At 69.0% G+C, this 23028-nt stretch carries 22 protein-coding genes; 11 read left to right on the plus strand and 11 right to left on the minus strand.

The window, feature by feature from the left end; all coding sequences use genetic code 11:
• Nucleotides 1–199 precede the first annotated feature (199 nt).
• From ACWGCN_RS20000 to ACWGCN_RS20015, 4 genes are read left to right on the plus strand one after another with little or no spacing between them, the layout of a single operon-like run.
• Nucleotides 200–2944, plus strand: coding sequence for a nitrate- and nitrite sensing domain-containing protein (locus tag ACWGCN_RS20000; RefSeq protein ID WP_452459522.1), 2745 nt, complete (start codon nucleotides 200–202; stop codon nucleotides 2942–2944).
• A 28-nt stretch (nucleotides 2945–2972) separates the two neighbouring features.
• On the plus strand, nucleotides 2973–3401 hold the full coding sequence (locus tag ACWGCN_RS20005; protein ID WP_378637023.1) for a roadblock/LC7 domain-containing protein: 429 nt from the start codon (nucleotides 2973–2975) through the stop codon (nucleotides 3399–3401).
• Nucleotides 3398–3838, plus strand: coding sequence for a DUF742 domain-containing protein (locus ACWGCN_RS20010; RefSeq protein WP_378994161.1), 441 nt, complete (start codon nucleotides 3398–3400; stop codon nucleotides 3836–3838). Before ACWGCN_RS20005 ends, ACWGCN_RS20010 begins: the two co-directional genes overlap by 4 nt.
• 10 nt (nucleotides 3839–3848) lie before the next feature.
• On the plus strand, nucleotides 3849–4415 hold the full coding sequence (locus ACWGCN_RS20015) for a GTP-binding protein (RefSeq protein ID WP_378994296.1): 567 nt from the start codon (nucleotides 3849–3851) through the stop codon (nucleotides 4413–4415).
• A gap of 21 nt (nucleotides 4416–4436) precedes the next feature.
• Here ACWGCN_RS20015 and ACWGCN_RS20020 read toward each other — a convergent pair whose 3' ends face one another.
• The 7 genes from ACWGCN_RS20020 to ACWGCN_RS20050 all read right to left on the minus strand — a co-directional run bounded on the left by ACWGCN_RS20020 (nucleotide 4437) and on the right by ACWGCN_RS20050 (nucleotide 11708).
• Nucleotides 4437–5906, minus strand: coding sequence for a hypothetical protein (locus tag ACWGCN_RS20020; RefSeq protein WP_452459523.1), 1470 nt, complete (start codon nucleotides 5904–5906; stop codon nucleotides 4437–4439).
• A 62-nt stretch (nucleotides 5907–5968) separates the two neighbouring features.
• A complete protein-coding gene (locus ACWGCN_RS20025; protein WP_452459524.1) occupies nucleotides 5969–6595 on the minus strand; it encodes a hypothetical protein in 627 nt (208 codons plus the stop codon).
• Nucleotides 6596–6692: 97 nt separating this feature from the next.
• Nucleotides 6693–8075, minus strand: a complete 1383-nt coding sequence (locus ACWGCN_RS20030) for a lipase family protein (RefSeq protein ID WP_378994167.1) — start codon at nucleotides 8073–8075, stop codon at nucleotides 6693–6695.
• A 79-nt stretch (nucleotides 8076–8154) separates the two neighbouring features.
• Nucleotides 8155–8796, minus strand: a complete 642-nt coding sequence (locus ACWGCN_RS20035) for a TetR/AcrR family transcriptional regulator (RefSeq protein ID WP_387448133.1) — start codon at nucleotides 8794–8796, stop codon at nucleotides 8155–8157.
• A gap of 16 nt (nucleotides 8797–8812) precedes the next feature.
• Nucleotides 8813–9622 (minus strand): ABC transporter ATP-binding protein, encoded by an 810-nt coding sequence (locus ACWGCN_RS20040; RefSeq protein ID WP_452459525.1) that lies wholly within the window; start codon nucleotides 9620–9622, stop codon nucleotides 8813–8815.
• Nucleotides 9622–10704, minus strand: coding sequence for a FecCD family ABC transporter permease (locus ACWGCN_RS20045; protein WP_379314137.1), 1083 nt, complete (start codon nucleotides 10702–10704; stop codon nucleotides 9622–9624). Before ACWGCN_RS20045 ends, ACWGCN_RS20040 begins: the two co-directional genes overlap by 1 nt.
• On the minus strand, nucleotides 10701–11708 hold the full coding sequence (locus ACWGCN_RS20050) for a FecCD family ABC transporter permease (protein ID WP_452529071.1): 1008 nt from the start codon (nucleotides 11706–11708) through the stop codon (nucleotides 10701–10703). Before ACWGCN_RS20050 ends, ACWGCN_RS20045 begins: the two co-directional genes overlap by 4 nt.
• A 107-nt stretch (nucleotides 11709–11815) precedes the next feature.
• Between ACWGCN_RS20050 and ACWGCN_RS20055 the strand changes: the two genes are divergently transcribed.
• The 4 genes from ACWGCN_RS20055 (at nucleotide 11816) to ppc (ending at nucleotide 16807) form a co-directional block, all read left to right on the plus strand.
• The gene (locus ACWGCN_RS20055; RefSeq protein WP_378994178.1) at nucleotides 11816–12883 is read left to right on the plus strand and encodes an ABC transporter substrate-binding protein; all 1068 of its coding nucleotides are present in this window, start codon (nucleotides 11816–11818) and stop codon (nucleotides 12881–12883) included.
• Between the two features lie 41 nt (nucleotides 12884–12924).
• Nucleotides 12925–13482 (plus strand): sugar O-acetyltransferase, encoded by a 558-nt coding sequence (locus tag ACWGCN_RS20060; protein ID WP_452459527.1) that lies wholly within the window; start codon nucleotides 12925–12927, stop codon nucleotides 13480–13482.
• Between the two features lie 64 nt (nucleotides 13483–13546).
• Nucleotides 13547–13969 carry a VOC family protein gene (locus ACWGCN_RS20065; RefSeq protein ID WP_378994182.1) on the plus strand — a complete coding sequence of 141 codons (423 nt, stop codon included), beginning with the start codon at nucleotides 13547–13549 and terminating at the stop codon, nucleotides 13967–13969.
• Between the two features lie 66 nt (nucleotides 13970–14035).
• A complete protein-coding gene (ppc, locus tag ACWGCN_RS20070) occupies nucleotides 14036–16807 on the plus strand; it encodes a phosphoenolpyruvate carboxylase (RefSeq protein WP_387448141.1) in 2772 nt (923 codons plus the stop codon).
• A gap of 19 nt (nucleotides 16808–16826) precedes the next feature.
• On the opposite strand, the gene ACWGCN_RS20075 is transcribed toward ppc, so the two are convergent.
• The 4 genes from ACWGCN_RS20075 to ACWGCN_RS20090 form a co-directional block, all read right to left on the minus strand.
• A complete protein-coding gene (locus ACWGCN_RS20075; protein WP_378994186.1) occupies nucleotides 16827–16994 on the minus strand; it encodes a hypothetical protein in 168 nt (55 codons plus the stop codon).
• 105 nt (nucleotides 16995–17099) lie between these two features.
• Entirely contained in the window at nucleotides 17100–17507 is a 408-nt protein-coding gene (locus tag ACWGCN_RS20080; protein WP_378994188.1) for a RidA family protein, read from the minus strand.
• A 4-nt stretch (nucleotides 17508–17511) separates the two neighbouring features.
• A complete protein-coding gene (locus ACWGCN_RS20085; RefSeq protein WP_452453663.1) occupies nucleotides 17512–18282 on the minus strand; it encodes an IclR family transcriptional regulator in 771 nt (256 codons plus the stop codon).
• On the minus strand, nucleotides 18279–19313 hold the full coding sequence (locus ACWGCN_RS20090) for a sugar kinase (protein ID WP_452459528.1): 1035 nt from the start codon (nucleotides 19311–19313) through the stop codon (nucleotides 18279–18281). The genes ACWGCN_RS20085 and ACWGCN_RS20090 overlap by 4 nt, the downstream gene beginning before the upstream one ends.
• Before the next feature lie 157 nt (nucleotides 19314–19470).
• On the opposite strand from ACWGCN_RS20090, the gene ACWGCN_RS20095 reads away from it, so the two are divergent.
• Genes ACWGCN_RS20095 through ACWGCN_RS20105 form a run of 3 tightly spaced genes read left to right on the plus strand, consistent with a single transcriptional unit; the run spans nucleotide 19471 to nucleotide 23024 of the window.
• Complete coding sequence (locus ACWGCN_RS20095) at nucleotides 19471–20763, plus strand: amino acid deaminase (RefSeq protein WP_452459531.1); 1293 nt, start codon at nucleotides 19471–19473, stop codon at nucleotides 20761–20763.
• 9 nt (nucleotides 20764–20772) lie between these two features.
• Nucleotides 20773–22386 (plus strand): N-acyl-D-amino-acid deacylase family protein, encoded by a 1614-nt coding sequence (locus ACWGCN_RS20100; protein WP_452459529.1) that lies wholly within the window; start codon nucleotides 20773–20775, stop codon nucleotides 22384–22386.
• A complete protein-coding gene (locus ACWGCN_RS20105) occupies nucleotides 22383–23024 on the plus strand; it encodes a bifunctional 4-hydroxy-2-oxoglutarate aldolase/2-dehydro-3-deoxy-phosphogluconate aldolase (RefSeq protein ID WP_452459530.1) in 642 nt (213 codons plus the stop codon). Before ACWGCN_RS20100 ends, ACWGCN_RS20105 begins: the two co-directional genes overlap by 4 nt.
• Nucleotides 23025–23028: the final 4 nt, after the last annotated feature.

Raw genomic sequence — 23028 nt, forward strand, 5'->3', positions numbered from 1 at the left:
CGACCAACTCGCCGCCGGTGCGGCTGTGAGCATTCGGCTACACAAAGCCCGCTGGATTTCCGGCATGTTTAGATCAGTGCACGAATTGCTGCTTTACACCGTTCCGCATTGACCGCGCACTGCGCGGAGTGCAAGTTTGCACCTGACTTTCCGTGAGCCACCGTGACCGACGTTGCGGTGGCATTGCCAAGGAGTAGGTGTGCGTGCACGTTCCCGGCCGAACCCGACCGGAACCCGATCGGATGGCGGCGCTCGAGGGCAGCGGGCCGGCGCCGGGCTGATCCGGCCGCGCACCATCTCCGGACAGCTCGCCCGGATCCTGGTGGTGTCGCTGGTGCTGGTGCTCGCGCTGCTCGGGCTGACCATGTCGACACAGGTCAGCGCCTACCGCCGCAGCGGGGAGACCGTGGACGCGGTGGCGGTCGCGCTGGCCGCGCAGGACCTCGTGCAGCAGGTGCAGCGCGAACGCGGTCTGAGCAACGGTCTGCTCGGCGGTGATCAGCGCCTGCGCCAGCCCGTCACCGACCAGCGCACGGGTACCGACGCCGCCCTGCATGCCCTGGTGAACGCCGTCGTGGGGAACCCGCCCGGTGCGGGGGAGGTGCGCTCGGCGCTGGGTCATCTGGCGGGTCTGCCCGCGATCCGCTCCCAGGTCGACAATCGCAATGTCACCCGGCAGGCGGCGTTCCAGTTCTACACCGACGGCATCGACGCGCTGAACCGTCTCTCGCTCGGTCTCGACCAGGCGCGTGACCCGGCCGTCCGGCACGGCCTGCAAGCGCTCTACGCGCTCGGTGACGCGAAGGAATTCGCGGCTCGTGAACGCGGTTTCCTCAACGGCGTTTTCGCCGCCGGAGAATTCGCGCCGGGGGAGTACGTGCAGTTCCTCGACATCCGTGCTGCCCGCAATGCCGCGCTCACCGCCTTCGGCCACGACGCGACGCCCGCCCAGCAGGCACGTCTGGACGCGGTGCTGGCAAGTGAGAACGCCACGCGGGCAACCGAATCGGAGAACGTCGCGATCGCCTCGACGCTGGGACCGCTGGTTCAGCCGGTCGACCCGGCCGTGTGGTGGACGCAGATGACCGCGGTCATCGACGAGCAACGCAGGGTCCAGCAGGTCATCGGGGACGACGTCGGCGCGCGGGCCGAGACACTGCGCCGCGACGCCGCGCTGATGCTGGCCGCCTTCGCGCTGGCCGCGCTGTTGGCGATCGCCGCCGAGTTCGCGCTCGTCTTCGCCAGCATCAGGGCCATCGTCCGCCCCTTGGCCCAGCTGGCGACCGAAGCCGACGACGTCGCCTCCACCCGGCTACCCGAGGTGATCGCGGCCTGGCACAGTGCCGCCGACGCTCAACCCGATCCGCCCGCCTCCGTGCGCACGCCTCCCGGCGCGAGCGTGGAGATCGCCGCTGTCGCGGGTGCGTTGGATCGCGTGCAGACCACCGCGTTCGACCTCGCCTCCGAGCAGGCGCTGGTGCGGCGCAACACCACCGAATCGATGGCGAATCTGGCCCGCCGCAATCAGAACCTGGTGCGCCGTCAGCTGGGATTGATCAGCGAGTTCGAACGCGAGGAGCTCGACCCGAAGGCACTGTCGAACCTGTTCGAACTCGACCACCTGGCCACCCGTATGCGGCGCAACGCCGAAAGTCTGCTGGTGCTGGTCGGCGAGGCGAGTCCGCGCCGGTGGGCCGAGCCGATCGCGCTCACCGACGTGATCCGGGCCGGGCTGTCCGAGGTCGACGATTACCGGCGGGTGGTGCTGCGCCGGATCGACGACATCGCGGTGACCGGCGCCGTCGTCAGCGAACTGGCGCACATCCTGGCCGAACTCATCGAGAACGGGCTGGCTTTCTCGCCGCCCGATCTCGAGGTCGAGGTGTACGGCCGCAAGGTCGCGGGCGGCTACCTGCTCGCCGTCGTCGATCACGGCGTCGGCATGCCCGCCGAGCAACTCGCCGAAGCCAATGCCCGGCTGCGCGGCGAGCAGGACTTCATCGTGGCCTCCACCCGCTACCTGGGCCACTACGTGGTCGGTCGGCTGGCGGGGCGCCTCGGCATCGACGTGGAACTGAACACGTCACCGGTCAGCGGCATCGTCGCCCGCCTGCTCCTCCCGCCGTCGTTGCTCGCCGACGGAAAGGCCGGGCAGGCAGCGGATCTGCGAGAGGACGCCGCCCGCGGCCCCGCGAGTCAGGATCTGGCCGAACCCGCAACCCTGGAGCGCACGGACACCTCGGTCGCCGTGGGTCACGTGGTGGCACCTGCGGGCGCTGGGGCCACGATCGGTTCGGCGACACCGGGACACCACGTGACCCCGGCCGGCGTGCCAGGTGCGGACCGTAGCGATGATCGACCGGTCGGCTTCCTCGGCGAGACGTCGCACGCCATCCGCGGTGGCTCGGCGTCGCCGACCGGCACCAACGGGCGGTCGCGGCACAGCCGGAATCCGGAATCGGGAGCCGGCAACAGCACCAACGGCAGTGGTCCGGCCGCGGCGAACCATTCGTCCACCGGCTCCGTCTACGCGCAGTTCCTCAGCAGTTCCACCGATTCCGCGCGTCCGCGCAACGGTGCGGCCCCCAACGGGGCGTCGGCTGAGGACCACTACGGCGTGGTAGCCCCGGAACGCTCGGAGGGGCAGGCCCGAGGACACACCAGCTCGCCGGTACCGCCATCGCGTGAACTGCCCGCCGTGGAGTCCATCGGCGCACCCGCCGTCGAACGCACCCGCAACGGCCTGGTCAAACGCAGCAAGCGCGCCAAGATCACCGGTGCGCCCGAGCGGCCCCGCCGCGATCCGGCCGCAGGCCCGGCCCGGCCCCCGGTTGTCGAACGGACTCCGGACCAGACCCGCAGCATGCTCTCCTCGTTCCGCACCGGCCACGAACGCGGCGGCGAGACCGAATCCTCTTCCACGCCACTCGATCCCACCCGCTGACCGATCGGACAAGACCCCAGGAGACCCGGTGACCACCCACCTACCGACCGCCGATCCACACACCTTCAACTGGTTGCTCGGCAACTTCGTCCGCAATACCGACGGCGTGCGCGACACCGTCGCCGTCTCCTCCGACGGGCTGCTGATCGCGATGTCGGACGGACTCGACCGCACCGGCGCCGACCGGCTCGCCGCGATGGTGTCGGGCCTGTCCAGCCTCGCCCGGAGTGCCTCGCGCAGTTACGATTTCGACGGCCTCAAACTGATCATGATCGAGATGAAGCGCGGCTTCCTGCTGGTGTCGGCGCTGGGCGACGGCAGCTGCCTCGGCGTGATCGCCGACGGCGGCTGTGATGTCGGCCTGGTCGGCTACGAGATGGCGATCCTCGCCGAACGCGCCGGATCACTGCTGGACCCGCTGCTGATCAGCGAATTGCGAGAGTCGTTGCGCAGATGAGAGATTTCGATCTCCCGCGGCTGCCGGACCCGCGCATGATCCCGATGAACCAGCCGGCGGGGTGGCGTGGTCTCGTCCCGTCGGTGCCGGTGACCCCCACCGACCACGACGATGTCGACGACCGCTTCGTTCGCCCATTCGTGGTCACCGCGGGCCGCACCGTCCCGGTGCTGGACGGCCTGCGCATCGAAACCCTCGTCCAGGCACCGCCGTCCGCACTGTCGGCGCCGCTGCGGTTCGAAGAACGCACCGTGGTGCAGCTGTGTCTGACGCCGCACTCCATCGCCGAAATCGGTGCCGCCCTGCGGGTTCCGGTCGGCATCGCCAAGGTGATCGTCAGCGATCTGGCGGCGGCGGGGCATGTGACCGTCCGTGACGCGCCGGAACTGTCGACCGCCGCCATCGAGAGGATCCGCGACCTTGTCCGCGCACTTTGAGGCACCAGCCATGCCGTCGTCGGTGAAGATCGTGATCAGCGGCGGCTTCGGCGTCGGTAAGACCACCTTCATCGGCGCCATCTCCGAAATCGAGCCACTGGTCACCGAAGCGTCGATGACCGAGGTTTCCATCGGTGTCGACGACCCCGGTCGTCGCGCCGAAAAGACCGCGACCACAGTGGCTTTGGACTTCGGCCGGATCACCCTCGACCGGTCGCTGATCCTCTACCTCTTCGGCACTCCCGGCCAGGATCGATTCGTGTTCCTCTGGGACGACCTGGTCGACGGCGCCCTCGGCGCGGTGATCGTCGTCGACACCGGCCGGGTCGAAGACTGCTACCCCGTCCTGGACTACTTCGAAGAACACCACACGCCCTTCGTCGTGGTGGTGAACCGCTTCGCCGACGCGACCCGCTTCGATCTCGGTGAAGTCCGTGAAGCGCTCGGCCTCGACGACTGGATCCCGGTGCTGGACTGCGATGCCCGCGACCGCGACTCCGTGCGCGATGTCCTGGTCGCGCTGCTCGAGCAGGTCCTGCTGCACCGCGTCCAACCTCGTCAACGGGAGGTGAGCTGAGCCCACCTCCCGTCGCACCGGTCAGCGTCGATGCAGTGTGAGGTCCGACAGGGCCAGGTGGAACCGCGTGTCGGTGACATCGACCGAGGTGTCGGTGAATCGCTTGGCGCCCAGCGTGTTCCGCAGGAAGTCGCGCACGGTGCTCGGCTGCGCGTCTACCGAGGCGAGAAGTTCCCGCGGCACTTCGATGGTCCCGTCGAAGAACCGCGGCTGCGCGGTGATCCCGGGCTGCTGCGGTGTCTGCCGCAAGCCATCGACGGTGTGCAGCACGACGTCCAGCCCGCTCCCGTCACCGAATTCGATCCGCAGCGGTGTGGGGGAGACGGCCGGATCGAAGGACTGGATGCGTGCGGTCCACCCCTGGGCCGAAACGCCCTGGTAGTCGTACTCGGACACAGGACCGAGCGTCTCGTGAGCGCGGTGCACCGGCGAGTTCTCCAGTGCCGCACCGGAAAGCGGCTGATCGGTGACGACGAAGGTCCACGACGCGTCGGTGAGCATCTTGCGCCAGAACCCGGTCCGGCCACCGTCGCGCCCTTCGACGCGCAGCTCTCGTGCCGCCGAGCCGGGCCCGGTCCGGTGGACGGAGATGCGGTCGGTGATCTCACCGGGCACCTTCGGCTGCGCGACCCAGTCCGGTGCGGGCAGCTGGATGGCGGCGTAGCGAGGATCGATGCGCTCCGACAGCATGTCCGGCGCTTCGGGTAGGCCGCGCTGGTCCTCGTAGGAGTAGCGGAAGAAGACCTTGTCCGCGCCGGAGATGTCGAAATCGTAGAGGCGCGTGTAGAAGTCGCCGTACCGGTTGACGACCAGCGAGGTCGACGCGCTGGTGGACAACGCGACAGCCTGGAACCGCCCACCGAGCGGAGTGCTCATCTCGTAGCTGTGGTCCACCGGTAGCCACGGGTCGACGTACTGGATCCGCTGACCGCCGTGGGTCAGCGCGAAGACGTGCGACACCTTCGCCCCGCCGACGGGGTGTTCGTTGCCCGCGGTGTCTGTCCACACGTGATCCTCGGTGGGCGACAACACCGACCACGACCAGGCCGGCGCGCCCGGCGGCAGCGTGTTGCCGGGCCCGGTCCACAGCGGGGCGCCGTAGCGGCTGCTCCAGTTCCAGTCCGCGGGAGCGCTGAGTGCGTGATCCATCGTGACGAACCGGCCGTCGCGGTCGATCATCATCACTTCGTCGTCGTCGGCCGAGACACCGGCGATCGTGCCCGCCAGGCAGCCCGGCAGCGCGATCATGCGCCAACCACCCGGCGCGGCAGCCGGTTTCACGTACACCTGACCGTCGCGGGTGGCGAAGGTCCAGCGGCGGTTGAACGACTCGGTGGTGGTGCGGAAATACACCTGCTCGGGCAGCGCGACCGTTGCCGGGGCGAACGCCGCCAGTCCGGCGTCGGATGCGTCGACGCTCACCTCCGGGGTGCCGACCGTACCCACCGCCAGACACCCCGGATCGGCGATGGCCGCCGATTGTGTTGTCACTCCGGCGAATACCAGTCCGGCTGCCGCGATCACCGCTGTACGCCGGACGGCGTGCCCGGGCCTCACAGCCACCCCGCCGCGCCGAAACCGATCAGGGCGATCGCGTCGATCCCGAAGATCGTGCCGACCACCAGCGCCTTGCTTCGCACGCTCGGTAGATCGTGCACGAAGAAGCAGGCCGCGAAGAACGGCACGTACCCGATGATCCAGATCAGGAACGGGAAGCCGGGCTGCCACCATGACCAATCCCAGGTCAGCACGCCGGCCTTGTTGAGCAGTATCTCGACACCCACCGCCGCGATCGAGTTGGCCGCGATCAGCACCGGCCGGTTCGGCAGCCCGAAGATCCGGGTTTCCTTCGGCGGCAACATCTTCGCGGCCGCGATGCCCATGATCGCGAACATGAAGCAGATCTCGATGTTCAGCCCGATCAGGATCTGGTAGGCCGTCGGTCCGCTCGCCGCCCAGACGGGCGCCCGCTCGGTGAAGTGGAAGACCAGCGCGTTCCAGATCTCGTTGAACCAGTCCATGCCCCACAGCGCGAGCCCGGCGAACAGCACATTCCAGTTACGCCGCTCGACTTCGACCGCGTAGATGTAGATGACCACCAGTAACAGCGGAATGACATACCACTTGAACTGGCTCGCATCGCGAAGAATCTCCAGCGCGGCCCGCGCGTTGTCGGTCAACGGGGCACCTCCTGCTCATGATCGACGAACTCGGCGAGTATGATACAAATCAACATCGAACGTCAATGTGTATCGCCGAGTTCGCCGATTCGTCGAGTCAGCGGCTCCCGAGCGGCATGCCGAACAGGGATGCGAACTTCGCGGCGAGCGAGTCGCCGAGGAAGTCCAGGGCGCCGGGGGTCGCGGCCATGGTGCCCGCGTCGGAGGTGGTGCAGCCGGGGGCGGCGGGGACGCCGTCGAGGCGGTCGCGCAGCCAGATCAGCGCGGCCGGACCGCCGACCACTTCCGCGACGATGTGTTCGCTGGCGTGGTCGCGGGTGTAGGTCAGCGAGGTGTTCGGATCGCTGCAGTAGGTGTCGACCAAGGTGTCGGTCGCGGCCAGCGGCAGGATCTCGTCCCACGCGGAATGCCAGACGAACAGCGGCATGCCGGGGACGGACTTGCCCATGCGGGTGTCGTCGAGCATTTCCGCGACCGGCGGATCGTCGAGGGGATTACCGTCGGAACCGATCATGCCGGTGAGATTCAGAAACGGCAGCAGCGCCGACTGATACTGCACGCACAGCGGCGATTTGATCGCGAACAGGGCCTTGCCGAGCGGATCGAGCCGCTGATCGAGGTAGGCGGCGAAATCGGGATATTCGCGGGTGAGTCCCAGCACGGCGGCGAACACCAGACCCGAGGTCGCCTGGTTGTTCGCCATGCTCAAGGCGGCGCCGAGATCGGCCCCGACCCCGCCCTCTGCCGCGCCCACGATGTTCAGTTCGGGCGCGTAGCTGCTGTGCAGTTCGGCGGCGTGACCGGTCGCGATGGAACCGCCGGAGTAGCCGTAGAGGCCCACCGGTGCGGTCGGTCCCGCCTCGAGCGGGGCGAAGTTGGTCGCGGCGCGAATGCCGTCGAGGGTGATCCGGCCCGCCAGTGGTCCGGCCGCGTAGGCCGAATCGGGGCCCTGATGGTCCGGAACGACCACGGCCCAGCCCTGTGACAGCGCTGCCTGCGCGAACAGGAACTCGGCGGGCACCACGATCTGGCCCGCTACCGCGGCCGCCGAGAGATGTTGCAGCGCATAGGAGGGTGCGCAGTAGCCCGCGGTCGAGTCCTCGGCCAGCTGCACCGACAGCAGCTTGCGCGGGTTCGGCGCCTGCCCGCGCGGCTTGATCAGGGTGGCGACCGCGGGGATCGCCTCGTCACGGCTGTTGTTGGAGCGATACGACACCTGCCATGCGTCGACATCGATCGGCAGCAGACCGAAATCGGCGACTCGCACCTGCCGGACCGCGATGATCGCACCCGGCGCGGTCGCCGCCACCACGTCCGCGGGCGGTAGGTAGAAGCCCGGATCCCATTCGGGCGGTAGTGGAATCACCGGCGGGGGCGCCGCCGGCGGCTCGGCCGCGACCGGCCCGGCGGTCATCACCGTTGCCGCCGCGAGCACACCGGTGGCAAGGGCAAGCCATCGCTGAACGAAGGGAGATCTCATCGCGCACAGTCCTCACATGAATTGAGACGCCTTCGTCTCAATAGCGGCAACTATGACATGGGTGTGGCGCAGATCGCAATCACACGCCGGGGGGCGTCGCTGAGATCAGGCTGTTCAGGATGGTGGAGAACACGTCGACCAGTTCGTCGACGGGTGGTCTCGGGTCGTCCAGGCTCCACTGGTGCACGGCGCCGTTCACCGCCCCGATGAACGCCGCCATCGGCACCCGCCAGCCGCCGGGCGGCATCCGCACCCCGTCGCGACCGGCCGCGATCGCGGTGACCACCTCGCCCCACCGATCCCTGACCTGCGCCCGATACGCCTCGATCTCGGGACTCACCCCGACGATGTCGACGAAAGCGACTTTGGCGCATCGGATGTCGTCGGTGATCGCCGTCGTGTACGCCCGCACGGCCGCGTCGATCAGCGTGCGCAGTTCGTCGGAGTCCGCCGCTGCCAGCGCGGCGGCCACCGCCGCCCCGGCCTTGTCCTGCACGGAGTCGTACACCGCGACGAGCAGTTCCTCGCGCCCGGCGAACTGTTCGTAGAACTGCCGACGCGACAGCCCCGCGGCCGCGCACACATCGGTCAGCGAACTGTTGGCGTACGACTTCTCCGCGAACACAGTCAGTCCCGCGTCGATGAACAGCGCCCGGCGCTCGACCTGTCGTTCGGCGACCGAGGTGCCGGTGTAGTTGTGTCGAGTCCGCCCAGAGGTCACCCCATGACCCTACTGTTCAGGATTCGGTCGAGGCGCCGGCGTCGACGGGGCCGATCGGGACCACCAGCGGAGTGCCGGTGACCGGGTCGTCGATCACCTTGGCGCGCAGTCCGAACACCTGCGCCACCACGTCCTCGGTGAGCACTTCGGCGGGCGTACCCGCGGCAACCACCCGGCCCGCGCGCATCGCGACCAGTCGATGCGCGTACCGCGCGGCGAGATTCAAGTCGTGCAGCACCATCACCACCGTCCGGCCCGCGTCGGCGTGCAGGCGCCGGACCAGGTCGAGAACCTCGATCTGGTGGGCGAGGTCGAGGAAGGTGGTGGGTTCGTCGAGCAGGAGCAGGTCGGTGTTCTGGGCCAGCGCCATCGAGATCCACGCGCGCTGGCGTTGGCCGCCGGACAACTCGTCGAGGGAGCGATCGGCGAACTCGACCATGTCGGTCCAGGTCAGCGCCTCGATGATGGCGGCTTCGTCGTCGTCGGACCACTGGCGGTACCAGCGCTGGTGCGGGTGCCTGCCGCGGGCGACCAGGTCGGTGACGGTGAGACCCTCCGGAGCCAGCGGGGATTGGGGCAGGATGCCCAGCACGCGTGCCACGTCCTTGGTCGACATGCGGTCGATCCGTTTGCCGTCCAGGTGGACATGACCACCGGCGGGCCGCAGCAGCCGGGCCATCGCGCGCAACAGGGTGGATTTGCCGCACCCGTTGGGCCCGATCACCGCGGTGACGGTGCCACCGGTGATGTCCAGATCCAGACCGTCCACGACGGTTGTCGGCCCGTAGCCGAGGGTCAGCTCGCTGGCCTGCAGCCGAACGGTCATCACACGCCCGCTTTCCCGACGCGATTGCGCCGCATCAACAGATAGATCAGATAGGGCGCGCCGAGGACAGCGGTGATCACCCCGACGGGCAGTTCGCCGGCGGGCAGCAGGGTGCGCGCGACCAGATCGGCGGCGACCGTGAAGGCCGCGCCGAGCACCACCGAGGTGAGCAGCGGTGGTTGTGCCGAACCGGTGAGACGCAGTGCTACCTGCGGCACTGCGAGCGCGATGAAGATGATGGCGCCCGCCGAGGCGGTGGCGACTCCGGCGAGCAACACGGCCAGCACCAGGAGCGTCAGCCGGGCGGCGTTGAGCCGCACGCCGAGTGAGCGGGCGGTGTCGTCGCCGAAATGCAGCGCGCCGAGCAGATGGGTGCCCCCGAGGACGACCGGCACCAGAACAGCCAGGGCGATCGCCACCGGTGTCACCTGGATCCAGCTGCTGCCGTTGAGGCTGCCGGTCAGCCAGGTCACCGCCCGCGTCGCGATATCCACGTCGCCGACGCTGAGGAGCCAGAAGGTCACGCTGGACAGCAGCGAACCGGCGCCGAGACCGACGAGCACGAGCCGATAGCCCTCGATACCGCCGCGCCAGGCCAGGAGGAAAACGCCGAGCGCGGCGAGTAGGCCGCCGAGCATGGACGCGACCGGCACCCCGATCTCGGCGGCGGCGCCGCTGATCTGGCCACGGCTGCCCGACAGCGCGATCACCGCGACCGCGGCCACGCTCGAGCCTGCCGTGACGCCGAGAATATCGGGACTGGACAACGGGTTTCGGGCAATGCCCTGCGTGATCGCGCCGGACAGCGCCAGTGCCGCGCCGACCAGCGCCCCGGTGAGAATCCGCGGCAGCCGCAGATCCCACACCACATAGGCCAGGCCGTCGTCGCCGCCACCGCCGAGCACCGCGAGCACGTCCCACGGCGTGACCGGACCGCCGTCGGGCATCGTGTAGGTGCCCAGCGCCAGCGCGACGCAACTCGCGGCGCCGAGAATCGCGAGCCCGACGACCAGGACCGCCGTCGTGCGCAGTCGCAGTTGCCAGGACACCGGTCCCAGCCGGACCGCCCGGACGGTACTCATATGCTCACCAGCTTTCGGCGGCGGACCAACACGATGAAGAACGGGACGCCGACGAAGGCCAGCATGATGCCCGCCGGAAGTTCGCCCTTGTCCAGCACCAGCCGCCCCGCGATGTCGGCGACCAGCACCATGACCACGCCGAGCAACCCGGCGACCGGGACCAGCCAGCGGTAGTCGGGCCCGGTGATACCGCGGGCCAGGTGCGGGACGACGAGCCCGACGAAGCCGAGCGGTCCCGCGATCGCCACGACCGCGCCGGTGAGCAGCACGATCGAGCCGATGCCGACGGCGCGCGCCAGCGAAACGCGATGGCCCAGCGAACGGGCGGTGTCCTCGCCGAGGCTGAGCGCGTTGAGCGCGGAGGTGTTGGCCAGCGCGAGGACGATCCCGACCAGGATGAACGGGGTGGCCTTACCGAGGAGGTCCAGGTTGGATCCGACCAGCGAACCGGCCTTCCAGAAGCGGTAGATGTCGGTGACGTCGGTGTCGAACAGCACCACCGCCGAGATCAGGCCCTGCAACAGGTAGCTCACGGCGGCGCCAGCCAGGGCGAGGGTCACCGGGGTCGGTCCGCCGCGGCCCGTCGCGCCGATGACGAACACGGTGATGGTGGCGATCAGCGCGCCGGCGAAGCCGAACCATACGTAGCCGAACAGGCTGGAGATGCCGCCGATCATCACCGCCAGGACGATGCCGAGCGCCGCGCCCTGGGTGATGCCGAGCAGCGCGGGGTCGGCGAGAGGGTTTCTGGTGTGACCCTGGATCACCGCGCCCGCGATGCCGAGCGCGAGACCGGCGAGGACCCCCAGCAGCGTGCGTGGCAGGCGCAGACCGTTGACGATGGCGCCGGTCTCGGTGTCGGTCGTGCCGCCGAGTGCGTGCAGAACATCAAGAGGAGCAATGAATTTGGAACCGATGGCCAAACTGAGCAGGACGGTCGCGAACACCGCGGCCAAGAGTCCGGCGATGAGTAGCAACCGGCGAGACCGTGTGTTGGCGAACACGACTCCGGGCGGCGATGCGGGCACTGTCCCTCTTCATAGTTGGTAATTAGGTAAGGCTTCGCTAGGTTAGCAACCCTAAAGAACTCTGAACCACTCGGGAGACCTCGATGAACACCCCACTGAGCCGTCGGCTCGCCGCCGCCGCGGCAGTCGCCGCCGCCGTCCTGAGCCTGTCCGCGTGTGGCCAGGACCGGTCGGCCACCGGCGCCGCGAGCAGCGATTGCGATACCGCGAGCAACCTCGACGGCGGCGCGTACCCGCGCACCATCGAGGCCGGGGCGGTCAAGGACAAGGCGGGCACGAATGTCGGCACGGTCGTCGACCCGGCGACCATCACCACCCGACCGGTTCGGGTCGCGGCGCTGGATCAGACGTTCGTCGACGCCGCCCTGGTGCTGAACACCGAAGTCGTCGCGTACACGACCTACCAGTCCATGGGCGAGAAGCTGCCCGCGTTCCTCGGCGCGGCCGCTCAGACCTGCGGCGGGCGAGCGGTGAACATCGGCAATCTGCAGACCCCCGATATCGAGAAACTGGCCGGCGCCCGGCCGGATCTGATCGTGTCGGCGAAGGTGCGCCACGAGAAGCAGTACGAGCAGTTCAAGGGCATCAAGCTCGGTTCGGGCACCGTGCCGGTCGTGTTCAGCCAGACCACCGGCGCCACCTGGAAGGAGAACCTGCTGCTGCTCGCCAAGGCGGTCGACAAGGAGAACCTGGCGCAGGCCAAGCTGGCGGCATACCAGGACCGTGCCACCAAGATCGGGGCGGCGATCAAGGCGAAGAACGGTGGCAACGCGCCGACCGTGTCGCTACTGCGCTTCCTGCCCAAGGAAGACCGGCTGATGCAGCGGGTCAGCTTTGTCGGCGACATCTTCGCCGACGCCGGTCTGAACCAGCTCGACAAGTCCGACGACCCCAAGAACGACTTCTCGATCACCCTCAGCCCTGAGCGGCTCCTCGACGCCGACGCCGACTACGTCTTCCTCACCAGCAACGGCGAGGACGCCGCCGCACAGCGCAAGGCGGCCGCCGAGGCCAACCCGCTGTGGAACCAGCTGCGCGGCAAGGTCACCCCGGTCGACGACCTGGTCTGGCTGACCTCGGTCGGCCTCACCGGCGCCCACGCGGTCCTCGACGACATCGCCGAGACCTTCGAGGTCGACCCGGCCAAGTAGATCGAAACGCGCCGTGTTCGCCCACCCCTACACTCGGCGGGGTGGGCGAACAGAAGCAGCGGATGCTGGCCGGGGAGCTGTACAAGGACAACGATCCGGAACTGGTGGCCGAACGGCAACGGGCACAACGGTTGTGCGACGAGTTCAATCGCACCGGGCCCGACGAGACCGGGCAGCGCACCGAGTTGCTGGGTGATCTCCTCGGCAAGCTGGGGGAGGGTTCGTGGATCATGCCGCGGTTCCAGTGTGACTACGGATACCTGATCGAGATCGGGGCGAACAGCTTCCTCAACTACGACGCGATCCTGCTCGACTGCGCGCCGATCATCATCGGCGACGACTGTTCGATCGGGCCGCGCTGTCAGCTGCTCACCGCGCTGCATCCGATGCAGGATCACGAAAAGCGCAGGCAGCGCTGGGAATCGGCGGCGCCTATCCGGATCGGGAACAATGCCTGGTTCGGTGGCGGGGTGATCGTGTGCCCGGGTGTGACCATCGGTGACGACGTGGTGGTCGGCGCGGGTGCCGTGGTGACCCGCGATCTGCCCGACCGGGTGTTCGCGGCGGGCAATCCGGCGCGGGTGATCCGGCAACTCTAGGTTCGCTGGCTACGCTGGAACGCAGGCGCCTGCGCACCGCTGACGCCCGACCCGAGGAGACCGGATGCGCCACGGCGAAGATCTCTCCCTCACCCACGTCATGCTGCTCGTGGGCGACCAGGACCAGGCCCTCACCTTCTATCGGGACCTGATCGGCCTGCAGGTCCGCACCGACATGCCGTTCGGCGACAACACGCGCTGGCTGACGGTCGGCCCGGTCGACCAGAAGAACCTGGAATTCGTGCTCGAGGTCCCGGAGATGGCCCCCGACCCCGCCTACCGGGCGGCCGCGCTCGCGCGCATCGACAGCGGTGCCCAGTCCACCGTCATCTTCGCCACCGACGACATCGACGCCACCTTCACCCGCATCCGCGACGCCGGGGCCGAAGTCGCCCAGGAGATCGTGAACCAGCAATACGGCCGCGACTGCGCGTTCCGTGACCCGTGGGGCAATCAGATCCGCTTCACCGCTCGCCACCACGGCTGAGCGCGACATGCGGTGCGGGTGCGGCGTCGGGTCGCGCCCGCGGCCCGGCGGCAATACTGTTCGACCATGGGCGAATCGCGAATCGAGATGGAACCCGAAGCTACCCGGCCGCTGCGCGAGGACATCCGCTTCCTCGGCGGCATCCTGGGCGACACCATCCGCGACCACGAAGGTCCCGAGGTGTTCGACCTGATCGAGCGCGTCCGCATCGAGGCGTTCCGGGTGCGCCGCGAGGAGGTCGAGCGCAGCGCCGTCGCCGACATGCTCGACGGCACCCCCACCGAGGTCGCGATCCCGCTGATCCGGGCGTTCAGCTACTTCGTGCTGCTGGCCAACCTGGCCGAGGACATCCAGCGTGATCGACGCCGCGCCGTGCACGTGGCGGCGGGCGAGCCGCCCCAGGACTCCTCCCTGGCCGCCACCTACGACAAACTCGACGCGGCCGGCCTGGACGGCACCGTGGTGGCCGACCTGCTCACCGACGCGCTCGTCTCCCCGGTGATCACGGCGCATCCGACCGAAACCCGCAGGCGCACCGTCTTCGACGTGCAGTCCAAGATCACCGAGCTGATGCGCCTGCGCCGGCGCCTCGAACCCGGCGAGCCCGGCCTCGACGAATCCGAACAGCGGATCCGCCGCGAAGTGCTCACCCTGTGGCGCACGGCGCTGATCCGGTTGGCGCGCTTGCGGATCCAGGACGAGATCTCCGTCGGTCTGCGCTACTACGACCTGACCCTCTACGACGTGATCCCCGCGATCAACGCGCAGGTGCGCGCGGCGCTGCGGACGCGCTGGCCCGCCGAAGACCTCCTGCCGCGCCCGATCCTGCGCCCCGGCTCGTGGATCGGCGGCGACCGTGACGGAAACCCGTTCGTGACAGCCGAAGTCGTGCACACCGCCGCCGAGCAGGCCGCCGCCTACGCCTTCGGCCGCTATCTGGACGAGCTGGTCGAACTCGAGAAGACCCTGTCGCAATCGGCCCGCCTGGTGCAGGTGACACCCCGGGTCGCGGAACTCGCGGCAGCGGGCTACCCCGACCCCGGCCTGTTCGCCGACGAGCCGTATCGCCGTGCGCTGCACGCGATTCGGGCCCGGCTCAGTGCCACTGCCGAGCTCGCGCTCGGTGAACTGCCCGAACACGGCCTAGACACCGGCGCCGCGCCGTATCCGACACCGCAATCGGTCCTCGACGACCTCGACGCGATCGACGAGTCCATGCGCGCCAGCGGCGACGGACTGCTCGCCGACGACCGTCTCGCCGCGCTGCGCCACGCCATCGAGACCTTCGGTTTCCACCTGCAGGGCCTGGACATGCGCCAGAACTCCGAGGTCCACGAGCAGGTGGTCACCGAACTGCTGGCGTGGTCGGGCGTGCATCCCGACTATCCGAGCCTGTCCGAAGCCCAGCGGGTGGAGCTGCTCGCCGCGGAATTGCGCACGCGCCGACCACTTCTCGGGCCGAACGCGCAGCTGAGCGAACTCGCCGCCAAGGAACTCGGGGTCCTGGGCGCCGCCAAGGAGGTCATCGATACCTTCGGTGCCGCCGCCGTCCCGAACTACATCATCAGCATGTGCACCTCGGTCAGTGACATGCTCGAAGCGGCGTTGCTGCTGAAGGAATCCGGCATTCTCGATCCGGGCACCGCCGACACCGCGCCGAGCTGTCCCGTCGGCATCGTTCCACTGTTCGAAACCATCGAGGACCTCAGCGCCGGTGCGTCGACGCTGGCCGCGGTGCTGGAGGTTCCGGTCTATCGCGAGCTGGTCGAGGCGGCGGGCATGCGCCAGGAGGTGATGCTCGGCTACTCCGATTCCAACAAGGACGGCGGATATCTCGCCGCGAACTGGGCGCTCTACCGCGCGGAACTGGACCTGGTGGAGGTGGCCAGGAAGTCGGGTATCCGGTTGCGGCTGTTCCACGGTCGCGGCGGCACCGTCGGTCGCGGCGGTGGCCGCAGCTACGACGCCATCCTGGCGCAGCCCGCGGGCGCTGTGCGTGGTTCGCTGCGACTGACCGAACAGGGTGAGGTGATCGCCGCGAAGTACTCCGAATCCGGTGCGGCACACCGCAATCTGGAGTCGCTGATCGCGGGCACCCTGGAGTCGACGCTACTGGACGTGGAAGGTCTCGGCGACGACGCCGAACCGGCCTACGAACTCCTCGACGACCTCGCCGCCCGCGCTCGCGCCGCCTACGCGAACCTGGTGCACGACACCCCCGGCTTCGTCGAGTACTTCCGCGAATCCACCCCGGTCGCCGAGGTCGGCGACCTCAATATCGGCAGCCGCCCCGCCTCCCGTAAACCCACCAATTCGGTCTCGGACCTGCGCGCGATCCCCTGGGTGATGGCCTGGAGCCAGGCCAGGGTCATGCTGCCCGGCTGGTACGGGACCGGTACCGCGCTCGAAGACTGGGTCGGCGACGATCCGGCCCGCCTCGCGCGTCTCACCGACCTCTACCAGCGGTGGCCGTTCTTCAATACCGTGCTGTCGAACCTGGCCCAGGTGATGGCCAAGAGCGACCTCGACATCGCCGCCCGCTACGCCGAGCTCGTCACCGACGAAACACTGCGCGCGAAGATCTTCGCCATGATCGCCGACGAACACGCCCGCACCGTCCGCATGTACCTCGCGGTCACCGGCCACGCCGAACTCCTCAGCGACAACCCGTCGCTGGCCGAGTCGATCCACAACCGCTTCCCCTACCTGGAGCCGCTGAACCAGCTCCAGGTCGACCTGCTGGCCCGGCTGCGCGGCGGTGACGATTCCGAACTGGTGAAGCGGGGCATCCTGCTCACCATGAACGGCCTGGCCACCGCGCTGCGCAACTCGGGGTAGCGGCAACTCGGGGTAGCGGCTACAGGCAGACGCTGATGGTGAAGGGCCCGACCGGGATGCCGGTGCAGATCGACACCGAGCCGACGACCGGCTGTGCGGGGGCGGCCGATGCGGTTGCGGCGCCGATCCCGGTCACGGACAGGGCAAGGGCGGCGACGGCGAGCGGGCGGGCGATCTTGGCGAACATAGGCTGATCCTCGGGTAGAACGGGGTGAACACCCCCGTGCGGGGGCGACCCCATCTCAACACGATGCGCCGACGGCGTCCACGACATGGCGGGATTCGCGGTGGCTCAGCCGGTTACGACGGCGATCGCGTCGATCTCGACCAGCATCTCCGCGCGCGGCAGGCCGGTGAAAACGGTGGTGCGCGAGGGCAGCACGCCGTTGCTGGTGTGTTTCGTGACGAACTCGCCGTACGCCTCGTTCATGATCGCGAAGTCCTCGCGCTTGGTGAGGTAGACACGCAGCATCATCACATCGTCGAAGGTGGCGCCGGACGCGTCGATGATCGCCTTGACGTTCATCAGGGTGCGCGTGGTCTGGGCGGCGACATCGCCCTGATGCAGGTACTCGTTGGTCTCGGGGTCCACGGGTCCCTGGCCGGACACCTGGACGAACGGGCCCTTGCGCACACCCTGGGAGAAGGTGTGGGCGGGTGCCGGGGCGTCGGAGGTGCGCACGGCGGTCTTGTCGGACATGGGTTCAGCCTTTCCTCGCGGTGACGTCTCGGCGGGGGTCCCAGCCGAGTTCGGTGGAGATGGCGTCGGCCGTCGCCCTGAGCTGCGGCAACAGTGCCAGCACTTGGTCATGGTCGAGCAGCACGTCGGGAACGGAGACCGACACGGCGGCGACGACGGCGCCGATGCCGTCGCGGACGCCGACGCCGACGCAGTTGACGAAGCTCTCGTGTTCTTCGTGGTCCTCGGCGAAGCCCTGCGCGGCAACGAGTTTCAGTTCGGCCAGGTACTGCTCGGGGGTGCGCAGGGTACGGGTGGTGAAGGGGTGGTAGTCCAATCGGGCTGCCACTGCCGCCCATTCGCTGCGTGGCAGCGCGGCGACGAGCACCTTGCCGACCGCGGTGCAGTGCAGGGGCGCGGGCCTGCCGATCCGCGAGTACATCCGCACCGCCTGCTCGGCGTCGACCTTGTCGATGTAGACGGCGTCGCCCGATTCGTAGGCCGCCAGGTGTACGGTCTGCCCGGTGGCCGCGCCCAGCGCACTCAGATGCCGGCGGGCTACGGTGCGCACGTCACGGTTCTCCAGTGCGCGACTGGCCAATTCGAACATGCGGGTGCCGAGCGAGTATCGGTGCGCGTTGTCGCGCACGACGAACCGATCGGCCTGCATGGTCTGCAGTATGCGCAGCACCGTCGACTTGTGGACGCCGAGCCGGACAGCCAACTCGTCGAGGGACTGCGAGTTCTCGCCGAGGGCGATGAGAATGGACAGGGCCCGCGACACGCTTTGACTCATGCGCTGATCGTTTCATCCAGTGCCGCCGGATAGCGCAGCGTGGCCCAGATATCGTCAGGAAGCAGCGCGAGGCGCTGAATATCTTGGGGCGGTGGCAGTTTCGCCGAATCGCCGGTCGCGGTCAGCGCTGCCGCCGCGCACAGATGGCCGTATCGAAGCCGGGTGCGCAGGTCGGCGCCGTGCAGCAGGGCGGCGAGATAACCGCCGGCGAAGGCGTCGCCGGCGCCGATGCGCTCGGTGATCTCCAGTGTCAACGCGGGCACCTCGATCGAGGAATCGCCGTCGAATCCCGTGACGGTGTGCTTGTCGTTCTTGACGATCAGCTGGGCGGGTTCGGGAAACAACGCGCGCAGGGCGGCCGGTTCGCCGGTGCCGAAGATCTCCTCGGCCTCGTCGGCGCCGAGGAACGCCACATCGGCGCCGCGAAGATGCGCGGCGAGTTCGTCGGTGGCCTCGTCGACGCGCGAACCCCACACTGCCGGACGGTAATTCAGGTCGAAGCTGACCAGCGCGCGACGCGGCCTGGCGAGCAGCGCGCGGGTGAGTTCGGTCGCCGATTCCGACAGCGCCGAGGTGATGCCGGTGAAGTGCACGAGATCGGCGCCCTCGAGCAACCCCGCCCGGTCCGTGAGATCGGCGGGCGACAGTGCGCTGGCAGCCGAACCCGTGCGGTAGTAGTGCATGCGGCTGGCATCGGCGTCCAGATCGTTGGCCAGGCCGGAGCCCGCACCGCGTTCCTTGACGTACAGGCCGGTGGGCCGCATCGGGTCGACCGCGACCGCCGCGACATCCACGCCCTGCGCGCTGAGCTCGGCGACCAGATATCGCCCGAATCCGTCGTCGCCGACCCGCGACAGCCAGGCCGCCGACACGTCGAGCTGGGCGAGCACCACGGCCACATTGGCCTCCGCGCCGCCCGCGCCCCGATCGAACCGCGCGGACAGTTCCAGGGGGCCCGCGCCCGCGATCAGCACGGCCAGCCCCTCGCCGACAGTGACCGCCCTGGGCGGAGTGGATGTTGCCTGGGTCACCTTGTTCGCCCTTTCGTGCTTGCGGTCACTGCCTTCGAGATGCACAATAACGAGCAGAAACATTCAGCGCAACCACCGTTGCATACTGTGCAACGTTTGTTCGATATGACTGATCGAGCCGCCATCCCGGGCTCGGTCGACAGAAAGGGATGCTGTGATCATCGACAACGACGTCGTGGACGCCCTCGCCGACGAGTTGCTCGGACCCCACGACAAGAGCGCGCCGCCCGCGGCGTGGGGCAGCGCCGTGCGCGAATATCTCGCCGGCGCACCGCGACTCGACCAGTGGCAGACGCCGTTGCTCACCCTCGACCGCGGCAGGCTCGACGCGAACCGCGACCTCATGGCCGAGTGGACCGCCACGGCGGGCGTCGCGCTCGCCCCGCACGGCAAGACGACGATGGCGCCGCAGCTGTGGCGCGAGCAGCTCGTGGCCGGATCGTGGGGGATCACCGTGGCCACCGCGTGGCAGGCGCAGCTCGCGCGCTCGTTCGGTGTCGGCCGGATCATGCTCGCCAATACCCTGCTCGACCCGGTCGGGTTGGCTCGAGCCGCAGCGGAATCCGCACGCGACGCCGACTTCGAGTTGTACTGCTGGGCCGACGGCGTCGCCACCGTCGAACTGATGGACAAGATCCTGCGCGAGACCGCCGGGGGTTCGCGGGTGCGCGTGCTGGTCGAGCTGGGGGGACCGCACGGCCGCACCGGTGCCCGCACCCGGGCCCAGGCGCACGCGGTCGCCGCCGCCATCGGTGCGAGCGAACGGTTGAGCCTGGCCGGAGTCGCGGGCTACGAGGGCGCGCTGGCTCACGATCGCAGCGTCGAGGGTGTCGCGGCGGTGCGCGGCTATTTGCGCGAACTGGCCGCGCTGCACACCGAACTCGTTGCGGCAGGCGCCTATTCGGGCCCGGCGGTGGTTACCGCGGGCGGCAGCGCCTACCCCGAGCTCGTGGTCGAGGAACTCGCCGGACTGGCCGACCCCGAGGGTGTGCGCGGTGTGCCGACCACAGTGGTTCTGCGCAGTGGCGCTTACGTTGTCCACGACGACGGCTTCTACGCGGGAATCTCCCCGCTCGCCGCGCCCGCGAAGGAGCCCGGCCTCCGGTCCGCCATGCACGGTTGGGCCAGGGTGGTCTCGCGGCCCGAACCGGAGCTGGCCCTGCTCGACGGCGGCAAACGCGATTTCCCCTTCGACGAGGGTCTGCCGGTGCCCCAACTGGTGGTCGGCGGCACTCTTCCACCGAACGCGGTGGTCACCGCGCTCAACGATCAGCACACCTTCCTGCGGTTGCCCGGCGCCGACGCGGCCGACCTTCCGGTTGGCTCCGTCGTGCGCCTGGGTCTCTCACACCCGTGCACCGCATTCGACAAGTGGCGCCTGATCCCGGTGATCGACAGCGTCGACGCGCCCGATCCGCGCGTGATCGATCTGATCCGCACCTACTTCTGACGGATGACCATGACGCACCTGCTCTTTCGTGACATCGACATCGTCGACGGCACCGGCGCCCCACGCACCAGGGGCGATGTGCTGGTCCGCGACGGCCGCATCGCCGACATCGCGCCACCCGGCACCGTCGACTCCGGCGCGAGAGTCGTTCCGGTGCAGCCTGGTTCGGTTCTCGCGCCCGGATTCATCGACATGCACGCGCATTCGGACCTCTACCTGCTCACCCATCCCGATCACTTCCCGAAGATCACCCAGGGCGTCACCACCGAGGTGATCGGCCAGGACGGGCTGTCCTACGCGCCGATCGACGATGCCGCACTCGCGGTGGTACGCAAGCAGATCGCGGGCTGGAACGGTAACCCGGGGGACTTCGACTTCAGCTGGCGCACCGTCGCGCAATACCTGGACCGCCTCGATCAGGGCATCACGCCCAACGCCGCCTACCTCGTCCCCCAGGGCACGCTGCGCATGCTCGTGGTCGGCAGCGAGCAGCGGGTCGCCACCGCCGCCGAGATCGACCGGATGTGCGCGCTGCTGGCCGAGGGGTTCGACCAGGGCGCGGTCGGCATGTCCAGCGGTCTCACCTACACACCCGGAATGTATGCCGACACCGGCGAACTCGCCGCGTTGTGCTCGGTGGTCGCGTCCTACGGCGGCTTCTACGCACCGCATACCCGCTCCTACGGCGCGGGCGCGCTCGAGGCCTACGCGGAGATGATCGGCCTGGCGACAGCGACCGGCTGCGCGCTGCACCTGACCCACGCCACCATGAACTTCGGCGTGAACCGCGGCCGCGCACCGGAATTCCTCGCGATGCTCGCCGCGGCTCGCGCCGACGGCTGCGACATCACCCTCGACACCTACCCCTATCTGCCCGGCTCGACCACCCTGTCCGCACTGCTGCCCAGCTGGGCGATGTCGGGCGGTCCCGACGCCGCACTCGCTCGGCTCGACGATCCGGCCGAGCGCGCCAGGATCACCGAAGATGTCGACGTCAACGGCTCCGACGGCTGCCACGGCGTCACCGTCGAATGGGAGACCATCCAGATCAGCGGCGTCGGCGACGACGCGCTCGCGGACACGGTGGGCCGCACCATCACCGAGCTCGCGACCGAGCGCGGCACCGCCCCGGCGGAGGTGTTCTTCGACCTGCTGCGCCGCGACCAGCTCGCCACGACGATCCTGCAGCACGTCGGCCACGAGGAGAACGTGCGCGCCATCATGGTCGACCCCGGCCACATGGGCGGCAGCGACGGACTGCTCGTCGGCGCCCGACCGCACCCGCGCGCCTGGGGCACCTTCCCGCGCTATCTGTCGCGCTATGTCCGGGAACTGGGTGTGCTCGATCTCGAGGACTGCGTGCATCACCTCACCGGCCGCCCGGCCGCCCGGCTCCGCCTGGCCGAACGCGGCCTCGTCCGGCCCGGTTATGCCGCCGACCTGGTCGTCTTCGATCCGGCGACGATCCACGACACGGCGACATTCGAGCATCCCCAGCAGCAGGCCCGTGGCATCCAGCACGTACTGGTCAACGGTGAATTCGCGCTGGAGAACGGCACCGCGACCGGCGTGCGTGCCGGTCGCTCCCTGCGCCTGGACCCCACGAAGGAGGAAACCCGATGAACCCGTTGCTGAGCTCGTCGTCGGAGGCCATGGACGTGATCCGCGCGGATCGCGCCCTCGCAGTGGTCCGCGCCCCCGATATCCCAGACCCGGTCGCGCTGGCCGAAGCGCTCGCCGGCGCCGGTCTTCGCGCGGTCGAACTGACCTTCACCACTCTCGGTGTGCTCGACGCGATCAGCAAGGCGAGCGCGGTCACCGACGCCGTGATCGGGGTCGGCACCGTCACCACCCGTGCGCAGGCCGAAGCGGCCATCGAGGTCGGCGCCCGCTTCCTGGTGACGCCCGCGCTGCGCCCCGAGGTCGCCGAAGTGGCAGCGGCACACACGATTCCGGTGATCATGGGCGCGTTCACGCCGTCGGAGGTGCTCGCCGCGGCGGAGCTGGGGGCGGCGGCGGTGAAGATCTTCCCGGCTCGCGCGCTCGGCCCGCAGTACTTCAAGGATCTGCTCGGGCCGTTCCCGCACATGTTCCTGATCCCCTCCGGCGGCGTCAATTCCCACAACGCCCGCGATTTCCTCCGAGCGGGCGCGATCGCCGTTACCGCGGGCACCGAAGTGGTCGCCCCGGCCGACGTCGAGGCCGCGCGCTGGTCCCACATCGGCTCCAAAGCCGCGCATTTCGTTCATTCGCTGGATTGAGAGG

The sequence above is a fragment of the Nocardia sp. NPDC055050 genome, from assembly GCF_053608345.1.

Coding starts and splice junctions, on each gene's coding strand:
- ACWGCN_RS20065 (WP_378994182.1), top strand. CDS start 13,547: ATGCGCCACGGCGAAGATCTCTCCCTCACCCACGTCATGCTGCTCGTG.
- ACWGCN_RS20085 (WP_452453663.1), bottom strand. CDS start 18,282: ATGAGTCAAAGCGTGTCGCGGGCCCTGTCCATTCTCATCGCCCTCGGC.
- ACWGCN_RS20045 (WP_379314137.1), bottom strand. CDS start 10,704: ATGAGTACCGTCCGGGCGGTCCGGCTGGGACCGGTGTCCTGGCAACTG.
- ACWGCN_RS20010 (WP_378994161.1), top strand. CDS start 3,398: ATGAGAGATTTCGATCTCCCGCGGCTGCCGGACCCGCGCATGATCCCG.
- ACWGCN_RS20080 (WP_378994188.1), bottom strand. CDS start 17,507: ATGTCCGACAAGACCGCCGTGCGCACCTCCGACGCCCCGGCACCCGCC.
- ACWGCN_RS20105 (WP_452459530.1), top strand. CDS start 22,383: ATGAACCCGTTGCTGAGCTCGTCGTCGGAGGCCATGGACGTGATCCGC.
- ACWGCN_RS20030 (WP_378994167.1), bottom strand. CDS start 8,075: ATGAGATCTCCCTTCGTTCAGCGATGGCTTGCCCTTGCCACCGGTGTG.
- ACWGCN_RS20075 (WP_378994186.1), bottom strand. CDS start 16,994: ATGTTCGCCAAGATCGCCCGCCCGCTCGCCGTCGCCGCCCTTGCCCTG.
- ACWGCN_RS20055 (WP_378994178.1), top strand. CDS start 11,816: ATGAACACCCCACTGAGCCGTCGGCTCGCCGCCGCCGCGGCAGTCGCC.
- ACWGCN_RS20015 (WP_378994296.1), top strand. CDS start 3,849: ATGCCGTCGTCGGTGAAGATCGTGATCAGCGGCGGCTTCGGCGTCGGT.
- ppc (WP_387448141.1), top strand. CDS start 14,036: ATGGGCGAATCGCGAATCGAGATGGAACCCGAAGCTACCCGGCCGCTG.
- ACWGCN_RS20100 (WP_452459529.1), top strand. CDS start 20,773: ATGACGCACCTGCTCTTTCGTGACATCGACATCGTCGACGGCACCGGC.
- ACWGCN_RS20040 (WP_452459525.1), bottom strand. CDS start 9,622: ATGACCGTTCGGCTGCAGGCCAGCGAGCTGACCCTCGGCTACGGGCCG.